Raw genomic sequence first — 11504 nt, forward strand, 5'->3', positions numbered from 1 at the left:
TAGAAAAAACAGTGTAAGGATGATTCTCCAATTACCGTTAGTAGTCATCCAGTGGAAGTTTCAAGGATCATAAAGAAAATCCATTGATGGGAAACAAAGCCTCAAACCATGATTTGAGGCTTTTAGTGCCGGTAAGTCTTTAAAAAAGTTTATTGTAGAAGAAAAATTACTTGACATTAATATATCTTAATTAGTACTAGATGTCTTTAAACTGTGAGAAATATCTGGCACTCGTAACCTTGTTAGAGCAATTACGCTCCGATGCCACGACTACCCAAATCGTTGCGCCCGAACTGCGAGTGCGTGTAGCCTCGTTGCAGCAATTTTTCCGGCAGCAAATTGTGCCTTTGGCTGATGAAAACTGGCAAGTGCAGTCTTATCAAACGGAGATGAGCAAGCAACTGCGCCTGTTGGAAATAGATGTGATGTTTTTGCAAGGAGCGCGGCAGGCTTCTACTGCACAAACGAGACTTCAGACGATTAGCGATCGCTTGACAACTCTCATTCAATACTGTGATGCCATTTTGCAACCAGAAGCGGAAGGAGAAAAATAACAATTCTTTACCTTTTTCTCTAATTACTTCATCATCTCATTTACGACCGTTCATGAAAAGTTATTTTGGTAACAAGTTGAAAATGGGCATTGGGCATTGGGCATTGGTTATTCTCGTTGTCCCTCTAAAGTTCTGATCTAAGAAAGCCTTAGATCAAACTTGTCTTCCTTGTCCCCATGCGCCATGCCCAATGCCCTATTCACCATTCCCAATACCTTTGAAGAGAAGATTCATTGTGCGGCGCATGTACGCTTCTACTGGCTCAGTTGTGGGTTTGAAGATCAGTGCATAATATAGTGACCCGCTCACAAGATCGATAATTAGGTCTACGTCTGCATCCTTGTGAATTTCGCCTCTAGATTTGGCACGCTCAAGTACTTTAGAAAAGGCTTCACGTCGAAGTTTTGTATATTTTGTCCAGTAAACCTCTGCAAACTGAGGATTGCTAGACGCTGTACTGATTATCAAGGCGAGTGTCTGACGACCAAGGGGACTATCTATTTTTTTGGCCGCATTATTGATTAGGATATCCATGTCTCCCCAAAAGCTGGCAGTATCGGGGATCGCTAAATCATCCCTGAGACTTTCTATCGCGTCTGCAACTAGTTCTTCTTTGGAAGTATAACGCCGATAGATCGTCGTTTTACCAACTCCAGCCCGGGAAGCGATCGCTTCTATACTCATACTTTGATATCCTACCTCTGCAAGCAGATCCAAAGTCGCTTGCAGAATAGCTTGGTCAGCGTAGATGCTGCGTGGGCGTCCAGAAGGGCTGTTAATTTGGTTACTCATAAAAATATCATCCCCAAGCAATATCTTCTTGGTCATTTGCTTCTACTTTTGGGCATAGAACATACCCGATAGGAAACAAATAAGCCCTATGACCCAATTCTTATACATGAAAACAGCAAGAGTGACTATCCATCTTTAGCATAGGTATTTCTGCCACTTTTCATTGAAAACTCTCTTGACCGTTTTTATATGATACGCTACCGTAGCGTATACATACTAAATTTAATTTTAGCTTTGGCGTAGAGCCAGGTATCGCTTTGACATCCTCCAAATATTATTTGTGCTAATAATGGCTACCAACATTAAACATTCAACTTTTGATCAATTTGGTTATGTGCAGGGGCCATTGAAGTGGGCGATCGCTTTCACGGCTTCCCTTGGTGCAATATTAGAAGTGATTGATACCAGTATTGTTAACGTTGCTCTGACTGACATCCAAGCTAGTTTGGGTGCAACTGTTAGTGAAGTTGGTTGGGTGGTGACTGGATATGCGATCGCTAACGTCGTTTTAATTCCCTTATCTGCATGGCTGGGAGATTACTTTGGGCGCAAAACCTACTTCATCTTCTCGTTGATTGGCTTTACCCTTGCCTCCGTTTTATGCGGGTTGGCATTTAATTTACCGATGCTGGTTTTTTCTCGAATTCTTCAAGGTTTATGTGGTGGGGGGTTGCTAGCTAAAGCACAAGCGATTTTATTCGAGACTTTTCCACCTGCTGAACAAGGTATGGCCCAGGCAGTTTTTGGGGTAGGTGTAATTTCTGGCCCAGCCATTGGCCCAACTTTAGGAGGATTCTTGGTAGATGGTTTAGGCTGGCGGTGGATTTTCTTTGTTAATATTCCCTTCGGGATTGTTGCAGTGGCGATGTCCTTTGTATTTTTGCTCAAAGACAAAGACAAGAACGACACACAAAGCCAAGCCGTCGATTGGTTCGGGATTGGGTTTTTGGTCATCGCTATTGGCTGTATGCAAACTTTGTTAGAGCAAGGAGAGGAAGACGACTGGTTTTCCTCCGGTTTGATCACCACGTTAGCGATCGCTAGTATTATCGGACTGGGACTTTTTATTTGGCGAGAACTGAAAACAGATCACCCGGCTGTGGATTTGAGAGTTTTGCGTCACCGTTCTTTAGCTGCGGGAAGCGTTCTCTCAGCACTGGTGGGTATGGGGCTTTATGGCACACTCTTTGCTGTGCCGATATTTGCTCAGAGCGTGCTGCAATTTACGGCAACGCAGACAGGACTATTGTTAGCACCTGGGGCTTTAGCGTCTGCAATCGTTATGGTTTTATTAGGCAAACTGTCTAGTAAAATTGATGCCCGATTTTTAATTGCGATGGGCGCTGTCGGATCATCTGGAGTCATGTTTCAACTAGCAACAATTACCCCACAAACCGGTACAGATGATTTATTTTGGCCATTGGTATGGCGTGGGGCTTTTACTGTGTTGATGTTTCTCCCTTTGAGTTTGGCAGTTTTAGGCCCGCTACCCAAACAAGATGTTTCTGCTGGGTCTGGTTTCTACAACCTCACCCGACAACTAGGTGGTAGCATCGGCATTGCCCTACTCACCACTCTGCTTGATCGACGAGAGGCTTTTCATCGAGCTATCATGTTAGCAAAACTTAGTCCTTATGACCCTGAAACCAATCAGCGCCTCGATGCATTGAACGGGGCACTCCAAAGCCAAGGTATTGATGCGACAACCGCTCAACAACAAGCACTAGCTTTATTAAGTCAAATAGTAGATACCCAAGCTGCTGTTTTATCTTACGCAGATTGCTTTCGAGTGGTAGGCGTGGCGTTCCTTTGCTCATTACCCCTGTTACTATTCCTGGGTAAAGGCGGTGCAAGAGCGAAAGCGCCAGTCGGTCATTAGAGGTAAAGTAAATAGCGATCGCATCCCCATGTTAACAATGAGTTCGACAAACCTCTCCCTGCCTTGAACTTTAGTTCAAGTCTGTCTCTCTGGAAGTCGGAGAAGGACAAGTTTTGCGTAGTGAAACCTCTTAAAGGTTTTTTGATTCGATTAACTAGGCAGACATGATATGACCCGTTGAACTCACCTAATCTTAAATTCTCTAATTGCAAAACTACGTCAAAACACGGCTTAAAGATTATTCTCTACCGGAAGTCACTGAAGAGGCTTAATATATACCGATATAATGTGGCTCAGAAAAGTAAAAGCCCTGCTCAGTTTTGAGCCGGACTATGTGAAGTTTTATTGCTAAAATTAGAAATCTTTATCTTAGAAAAAGTTCATTATTGTAATAATGCTTACGCTGGTCAACATCATTAAAGCGCCCATAATAATAGATTCGCCTAAGGGATTGCGGGATTTTGAATTGTTCATTTAAGTAAAATCCTTTTTGTTAATAGTTCCTTAACCATATCAACATCAGTATAAATATCCATAAAAGTCTTGTAAAACTTAAGAAACCGTAAAGTTTCTTAGTAAATACTGAATTAATTACTTATGTATTAATTTTTACTTATAATAGATTATTCTCCTGGTTTCTCCAGTTCCATAATGTAGTAATTCCCGAACAGAATAATTACCTTATCTCCGAGCGGAATACGCGCCTTTGTGAGCTAAAATAAATATTAATCAAGGTAGAAATATTTGAACAGAAGATTATCATGACAGTCTCCACGGCATCTAGAAACCAAGCGATCGCTTTTGACTTAGACAAATTAAATGAGCAATTTGAAACTGCCACTCCCAAAGAAATACTGGCATGGTCTATAGACAATATCCCAACGGGACTGGTGCAAACGAGCGCCTTTAACGTGGATGACATGATAATTACCCATATTCTTTACAGTGAACTGAAGCATCCCGTTCCTGTGATATTTCTCGACACCTTGCACCACTTTGACGAAAGCCTAGAATTAGTTGCCAAAGCTAAACAAGTCTACAACCTGGATTTGCAAACTTACAAAACTCCAGATGTAGACACCCGCGAAGCCTTTGAAGCCAAATACGGCGACAAACTTTGGGACAAAGATATTGCCCAATTCCACCACGTTACAAAAATTGAACCATTGCTACGGGGTTTAGACGAACTCAATAGCGTTGCTTGGATCACCGGACGCCGCCGTGACCAAGCAGTAACGCGTGCTAATATGCCCATATTTGAATTAGACGGTAAAGGTCGGCTGAAAGTAAATCCCATAGCCACTTGGACACGCCAAGACAGCTGGGTTTACGTTGCTGAACACGGAGTCATCTACAACCCTCTACACGACAAAGGTTATCCCAGCATTGGCGACGAACCCATCACCACCAAAGTAGGCGAAGGAGAAGACGAACGCGCCGGACGCTGGCGCGGAAGTGAAAAAACAGAATGTGGAATTCACATTTAAGGGGAAGTAGGGATAGGGAGTAGGGAGTAGGGAATAGATGAAAAGAAGAATTGCTCCCGACTCTCCCCTTCTATGCTTACTCTGCGCCTCTGCGGTTAGATAACACTGTTACACAACAAACTTAGAGGCTAGTTTATTGACCACTTTGCTGGAAAAGCTGCTCTAGAGAAGCTAATTCGGCTTGTCTCGCTGCGTCAATCTCTGGCAAAGGTCGCTGCATAATTGAGTAAAGCGATCGCCTTTGCACTTTTGTAGATTGCAAACCAAGTTCCTTCAATTCTTCTCCAATTTTTAATCTCATATTGCGTCGGTCAGCTTTAGTTAGATCAGGACTTTGGAGAATAGCTATTTCAATAGCAGGTAAAACAAATTTCTTTACTTTCTCATATTCGCCCGAAGAAATAGCATTTTGAGCTTGACTAACTAGCTCTTTTATAGTTTTTAATGACTCCCAATCTTGCTGTTTGCGCTTTTCTATACGAAACAGCATATAACTGTAGCCTTCTAGGGGTTTACCATCACGCTCAAAAGTTTTTGTTGTTCCAGGTGAACCAAGACAGAGGCTATCCTTGACAATACAAAGATTATCGCTGTTTATCTTATTATCCTGCGCCAAAATTGCAGCAAAATAACCTGCTTTCAGGGAATTACTACCACCTCCATCGGCTTCAGAAAATATTTGCTGGTAGCCTAGTTCTAACCGACGATCCCCAATATCGAGTAAATCTTCAATACCCCGATATACTGGTTCTACTAGCTTTATAACACTTGAAAGTTCTGGTACAGGTAGCAATTCAGAAAATCTGCCCATCGTCTTAATAAATTTACCGATGGAGTCATTATTAGCTATGCTAAATAAGCCTGCTTGTAACTCCACTAATCCATCATTGAAAGGAAATAAGGGTGTCAAAGGATAGTTGCACTGAATGACTTTATCCAGATTATCTGTTATTGATTTTTCTAATTGTCCAGGTGCAGCTAGATAGGGAATTATTACGGGTTTACCACCGTGATTGAAGCGGACAGCAGCATGAACAACTGAATATCTTTGCTTGAACCATTCTACATCTTTAGCCAAGCGCATCTCCACTAGCCAGATACGACAATAGGCTTCACCTGCAACAATGGGTTTTTCGTCGTAGTCTACATCAACTCGATGTTTCGATAGAGAAAGGGTTTTATATTTTGGAGCCTCACGGCTGAAAGTTTCAGATAAACTCTGGATAAATCTCATGAAATTATTCCTCTGTCACATCAAGATAAATGTGGTGAAATTTGAGTCCAAATAGCACGAATGGGAATACCTCCTGTTGAACCTGGAGTTACAGTACGTCCTAGACCGGGATTTCCTTGATGAATTGCAATTAATTCCCATTGACGATTAAAAATTGGTGCGCCAGAGGAGCCATAATCAGTTTTTAGATTATGGTCAATGTAATCTTCTCCTACTTGTGTAATTTGTCCAAGGTCGGAAATTATCACTAGATTTCCTTGAGGATGATGGATAATACGAATATCTTGACCGCTATCTAATGTTTCATTGCTACAAAAAGCTATTTGTTGTTGGCGATTATCTTTTATTTTGACTAAAGCGTAGTCAGGGCGATTATGAGAACTGACAAAAGTCATATCTAGTTCAAATAAATCTTTGTCTAACTGATGACTGTCAGTATTGTAGCTAAAACGTACCCAAGCTTGTCTAACTTGAGTTTTAGTGAAAATGTGATTGCAGGTTAGTAATAGATTTTTACCTACCAATACTCCTGTACCAATACCCGTTCCTTTGGGTGATTCGATTCTACAAATAGTGTTACGAGCTTTTAAAGCGTTAAAGTTTTCCTGACCTCGTTCAGCTAATTTACTGAATAATTCGATATCTTGGTCTTCCAACTCATAACTTCCTTTTCGATTAAGTAGATACTGTAACAATTTCACCATTGGGTGATAATATACTAGCTGATTAGAGACTTTATAAGCTTTAAATTTTGCTACTACTCTGTTGCTGAATTCTACAGGATTACTAATAAAAATTAGAGGTCTAATAAACGATTCTTCAACACCAGATGAGCTAAATACACTTTTCCAACTACTTGCATTATCAAACCTTGTAGCAAAGAATTTTTCTAGACTCTCCTCTAAACATACAACATCATTTTGCTCTAAAAATATTTCCGGGTTCATGAATTTATCATTTGTCCAAATTGAGCTATAATTTTCAGTTGCAAATAACGAATTATCAAGAGTTTGGGTAGCTGGGACAGAGAATGAATCAGCGACAGGTTTCGATGTTTGTTGCTGAAATATGTCATCTAATTTGAGATTAGATGTTTGCACATTTTTACTTAAAATTGGGGTTAGGATTATAGAATCTGTAGTAGCTTGGGTATAAGTAGTCTGATTAAATCGACGCTTCAAATCCTGAATAAACTCTTTTAGTGAACTTTTTTGGATATAGTATTTTTTTAAGGCTTTATCAATTGTTTTAAGCAGAGTTTCATATAGATTATCGATATATTCTTCCCGTACAGCTTTTGAATTATCTAGCTCAAATGACCAGTAATTATACCATTGCCAAAGAGATTGAAATTGATTGTAACTTGGAGTATTTATACCTATCTCTCGAAGGATACTTGTTTGTAATCTAACCTCCCAATAAAGCTTTTTATAGCCCTCATCTTCAGACTTAACTAGTTCAACAGGCTGTCCTTGAGTAGCTACCGAAAGCATGGTTAACTTTAACTGTTTAATCTTTGCTATTAAAGATTCAAATCGTGATATTTGCCACTCGTCAACTAATTCTTCTTGAGATTTATCTTTGATATAATACTGGCACGAAATAATATCAATTTTATTGAAAACGCTAGTGTATAGGTCGTGAATATATCCTGCTTTTGAAGCATATCCACTTTTTAAAGATGACCAGTGATCGCGCCAATTTGAAAGAGATTTAAAGTTATTAGGATTTTCGATGTAAACCCCTTCTTCTTCAAGATATTCCATCAGGTCAGCAATATTTTTATAAAGTAGTGTATACTCTTTCTCTTTCTCATGAATTTTAAACTCTCCAGTAGAAACCGTAATCATGATTAATTGCAACTGTTGAACCTTAGTTAACAGTTCTTCAATTAGTGCTAGTACCATAAACAATCCAATTTTTATTTAAATCTTTGTTTATAAAGCTACAATAGCAACTGTGTTTATTTCTGATTGCGTAGATTCTCTATATACTCTACTAGTCGGTTTATTTGAGTGTCTCTGTCGCGATTCCATTCACGAGACCAAATTCTGTAAATGCGCCAGCCTAATTTTTGTAGGACTTCTTGGCGAAGGCGATCGCGATCGCGTGCTGTAGGATAGTCACGATACGTTGCTCCATCACATACAATGCCTAAAAAATACTCCTCTGTTTCTGGCTTGAGGTTATCTATTAACACTAGATCAATCGGGTAAGCTGAACGACCTACCCGTTTCTTAACTGCATATCCCCTTTCTGTTAGAACCTGATAGATATCTTCTTCAAAGTGTAAATCTGAGTGAGATACCTGATCAGCAAGCTTTTCATCTAATTTTTGACCGCAACTTTGAGCGTATGCAAAATATTCTTTAAGCAATGCAGCTTGTTGACCTTTTTCCGCGTCAAAATCTTCTGATTTAATTGAGGCGACTAAAACAAACTTACATTTAGCGCGAGTTATTGCAACATTTAATCTTCGTCTTCCTAAATCCTGTTGAATTTTACTAAAGTAACCAAAGTTGTGATTTAACTTATCCCGTTTTTCGTTATCAAAACCAAAGCCAAAGCTTAGGAAAATCACATCTCGTTCATCACCTTGAACCTCATCGATTGGTTTGATAAAGAACTTGTCTGAGTTATCTTGACAAAATTCTTCTATTTCTGGATGCTGAACGCTGATACGGTTAACTTGCTCCCAGATGGCTTTTGCCTGTTGTTTACTTGAGGTAATAATACCCAAAGTTTGCTTAGGGTGTCGCTGAAAGTGCTGCACTATTAGCTTTGCAATTTCCTCCGCTTCACGGATATTGTCTTTGCGCTTACCACCACGGTCATATATTCCTCCTTCAACAGGATAGAAATGCACACCTTGGCTAACATCTTTCACAGGGTTGGGGAAAGAAATGAGTTTTGAATCGTAAAATTTTTGGTTTGAAAAGGCAATGAGGCTCTCATCTTGGCTGCGGTAGTGCCACCTCAAAGTAAATTCTTGCATCATTGATAAAGGGGGACACTCATCAAGCAAATTTTCATAAATTTCTTCTTCATCGTTGCTATCATCGGAGGCTGTACTTTCAAAGTAAGAGGTTGGCGGTAGCTGCTGGTTATCTCCAACAACAATTAGCTGTTTTGCTCGCATAATAGAAGATACTGCATTTTCAGTACGAACTTGAGAAGCTTCGTCAAAGATAACAACATCAAACTCCACTGCCTCTGCATCTACATATTGACTAACCCCTAAAGGACTCATCAGCCAACATGGCTTGAGGGTAGTAACAAGTTGAGGCACATTTTTGATAAATTGACGAATTTTTTGTTGTCCCCTTTGCTTTTTACTTTCATCTTTAAAAGACTTCACTTGTTGTACTGCTTCCGCCTGTGTTAACCAATCTTGCCAACGTTTGGCATGGAGTTGTCTCAAACGTTCTATTGCAACTTCATACTGTTGTTTATCTTTTTCAGAAAACTCATTTATTTTCTGCTCGTGGAAATCCTGGTTAAAGTTTCGCAACTCTAAATTATCATTATGTATCTGTCGCAGCAAATTTTCATATACGCCTTTTTGTAAAACTGAAAACCAATCATTTGGTAGGAAGTTAGAATCTCGTAGTTTAGATAAAAAATCTTTAGTTCCAATAGCTTCTAATTGACGTATAATTTTTTGATAGTCCAACCACTGTTGGAATAAATTAATCTCATTGTGGGCTTGTTGTCGGAAATTTTCAATTTCCTTTAAGGGTGTTTTTTCCAATATACCTAATGCTGTTACTCGTTCTTGAGGAAAGTTGTCTCTTAAAAATTTAAAGCCTTCTTTAATCTGATTTAAGGATGATTCCAAATTTTCTAAAAATGTTCTTAGCTCCTGATAGCATTCTCTTGAAGCAATAACTGCGGCTATTGTCTCTTTATCTAATTGGCGCTGTTGATTTACTATTTCCAACCATTCAAGACCTCGCTCAATACCTAGTAAATCCGTCATTTCTTCATCAAATGAAGAACCAAAAGCTGTACGAGCTTGATATTGTGGGTCTTTTAATATACTTAAAATATTTTGGCGCTCAATTGCTTCTTCAATATCTGCAATTAATTTTTGCTCAGAAACTCTATTCTGGTCTTGCCGTAGAGCTATGAGACGTTGACGTTCGCGCCTTTTAGCATTACGCCATTGCCAATAAGCTGGTTGAATGAAGCGAAAAATACCTGTAAATCTTCTTGCAAAAAGTCTCCTAAGTTCTAACAAATCAAAAGTTAAAAATTCACGAGTATACTTAGCATTTAGTGTAGAATTAATAAATTGATACCTTTGAATCTCTTTTTCTAAATCAGAATACAACTGTCTCAAATCAACTAAATCTGTTGAAAGAGACCAAGTTTCAATTCCTGATGGAGCATCAAGAATATGAGTTAGTGCTGGCTGTAACCGTTCCAAATCATACAATGTTTCGAGTGGTTCTGTTATTTTTAGCAGTTGCGTCAATGAAGCTACAGTATCCTGAGCAAGTTTTATTCCTTGACTGAAATTGTCAATATTACGACGTAAATAATTATTGATATCAGACGACCAAGATTCAGATTTTAGTGGACTATTTGACCATATCGTTTTTTGCCTTTCCCGAAATATAGCCTCGAATTGACCAAGTTTTTCCAGTGGTATTTTTGCTTCCAATAATCTGGTTTCTGACCAATCGTCCAGATTATCAAGATTAAACTCCAGCACAGGAATTTCTTTTCGTTCTAACCTGAGAATTTCGCCATACAGGTCAAAAGCAGATTTATTTAATGGTTGCTCCCGTTTATGTAAACCTACTACATGATCATCAAGAACTTGCTGATAGTCACGTAAAGGTTTAAAGAATGTATCCCAATCTTGCTGTTGTGCTTTGTTTCTTTCTGAAAGCTGAGTGAGAGTTTGGTCTAGTTGATTAAAGAAATCTTTTGCTTTTGTTGTGACTTGGTGGTGTAAATTTAGACAAGCATCTTCCAACTTACTTTTTTTAAGTCTGTCAAAGACAACTTTTAGAGCAGTTTGCTTTTCCGCAACTACAAGCACTTTCTTATTTTTGCCGATTAACTCAGTGATGATGTTAACAATAGTTTGGCTTTTTCCTGTACCAGGAGGTCCCTGCACTACACAGCTAAGTCCTGCCTTTACAGCTTCTATAACTACTTGCTGGCTGGAGTCTGCGTCACATATTTGATAAATTGATGAGGGGTCTATTTTCTCAAGTTCTTGCTCTTGAGGAATTGCGGACTTATTGACATTATTAGGTGTTCGTTTGATGGCTAGTTCTTTCAATATAGGATGATTAGCTATCTTGTACTGATTTTGTTCCAAGTCTTTAATCATTGCTGCTTTTGCATCCTGGAACAAAAGACTTGTCGCTTAATAAGGTAGAGTAACGATTAGCAACTGGAATGAGACAGAAAAATGCTAGACATCAATCGGGTGTTGAAAGAAGACCACCTGCTGAGGGCATTGACTGGACTAAACCGTAAGGCATTTGATGAATTGTCGCAAGGCTTTGAAATTGTACTCAACCAAGAAGCGCTCGCTAAAA

Annotated in this window: 7 protein-coding genes; 3 read left to right on the forward strand and 4 right to left on the reverse strand. The window is 39.2% G+C overall.

Annotated features, from left to right (window positions below; translation table 11 throughout):
* The first annotated feature begins 200 nt into the window (after positions 1 to 200).
* Positions 201 to 554: a heterocyst frequency control protein PatD gene (patD, locus tag V7K40_RS20025; RefSeq protein ID WP_334962721.1), complete on the forward strand. Its 354-nt coding sequence runs from the start codon at positions 201 to 203 to the stop codon at positions 552 to 554.
* Between the two features lie 195 nt (positions 555 to 749).
* On the opposite strand, the gene V7K40_RS20030 is transcribed toward patD, so the two are convergent.
* Positions 750 to 1346 carry a TetR/AcrR family transcriptional regulator gene (locus tag V7K40_RS20030; protein WP_334962723.1) on the reverse strand — a complete coding sequence of 199 codons (597 nt, stop codon included), beginning with the start codon at positions 1344 to 1346 and terminating at the stop codon, positions 750 to 752.
* Between the two features lie 289 nt (positions 1347 to 1635).
* On the opposite strand from V7K40_RS20030, the gene V7K40_RS20035 reads away from it, so the two are divergent.
* Both V7K40_RS20035 and cysH read left to right on the forward strand, forming a co-directional pair.
* A complete protein-coding gene (locus V7K40_RS20035; RefSeq protein ID WP_334962725.1) occupies positions 1636 to 3225 on the forward strand; it encodes a DHA2 family efflux MFS transporter permease subunit in 1590 nt (529 codons plus the stop codon).
* A 761-nt stretch (positions 3226 to 3986) separates the two neighbouring features.
* A complete protein-coding gene (cysH, locus tag V7K40_RS20040; protein ID WP_334962727.1) occupies positions 3987 to 4712 on the forward strand; it encodes a phosphoadenosine phosphosulfate reductase in 726 nt (241 codons plus the stop codon).
* Positions 4713 to 4845: 133 nt separating this feature from the next.
* On the opposite strand, the gene V7K40_RS20045 is transcribed toward cysH, so the two are convergent.
* Genes V7K40_RS20045 through V7K40_RS20055 form a run of 3 tightly spaced genes read right to left on the reverse strand, consistent with a single transcriptional unit; the run spans position 4846 to position 11293 of the window.
* The gene (locus V7K40_RS20045; protein WP_334962729.1) at positions 4846 to 5946 is read right to left on the reverse strand and encodes a hypothetical protein; all 1101 of its coding nucleotides are present in this window, start codon (positions 5944 to 5946) and stop codon (positions 4846 to 4848) included.
* Between the two features lie 20 nt (positions 5947 to 5966).
* Positions 5967 to 7853, reverse strand: a complete 1887-nt coding sequence (locus V7K40_RS20050; protein ID WP_334962731.1) for a trypsin-like peptidase domain-containing protein — start codon at positions 7851 to 7853, stop codon at positions 5967 to 5969.
* A gap of 56 nt (positions 7854 to 7909) precedes the next feature.
* A complete protein-coding gene (locus V7K40_RS20055) occupies positions 7910 to 11293 on the reverse strand; it encodes an AAA domain-containing protein (protein WP_334962733.1) in 3384 nt (1127 codons plus the stop codon).
* Between the last annotated feature and the right edge of the window lie 211 nt (positions 11294 to 11504).

The organism is Nostoc sp., from assembly GCF_036917195.1.
GTDB lineage: Bacteria > Cyanobacteriota > Cyanobacteriia > Cyanobacteriales > Nostocaceae > Nostoc.

Coding starts and splice junctions, on each gene's coding strand:
- patD (WP_334962721.1), top strand. CDS start 201: ATGTCTTTAAACTGTGAGAAATATCTGGCACTCGTAACCTTGTTAGAG.
- V7K40_RS20030 (WP_334962723.1), bottom strand. CDS start 1,346: ATGAGTAACCAAATTAACAGCCCTTCTGGACGCCCACGCAGCATCTAC.
- V7K40_RS20035 (WP_334962725.1), top strand. CDS start 1,636: ATGGCTACCAACATTAAACATTCAACTTTTGATCAATTTGGTTATGTG.
- cysH (WP_334962727.1), top strand. CDS start 3,987: ATGACAGTCTCCACGGCATCTAGAAACCAAGCGATCGCTTTTGACTTA.
- V7K40_RS20045 (WP_334962729.1), bottom strand. CDS start 5,946: ATGAGATTTATCCAGAGTTTATCTGAAACTTTCAGCCGTGAGGCTCCA.
- V7K40_RS20050 (WP_334962731.1), bottom strand. CDS start 7,853: ATGGTACTAGCACTAATTGAAGAACTGTTAACTAAGGTTCAACAGTTG.
- V7K40_RS20055 (WP_334962733.1), bottom strand. CDS start 11,293: ATGATTAAAGACTTGGAACAAAATCAGTACAAGATAGCTAATCATCCT.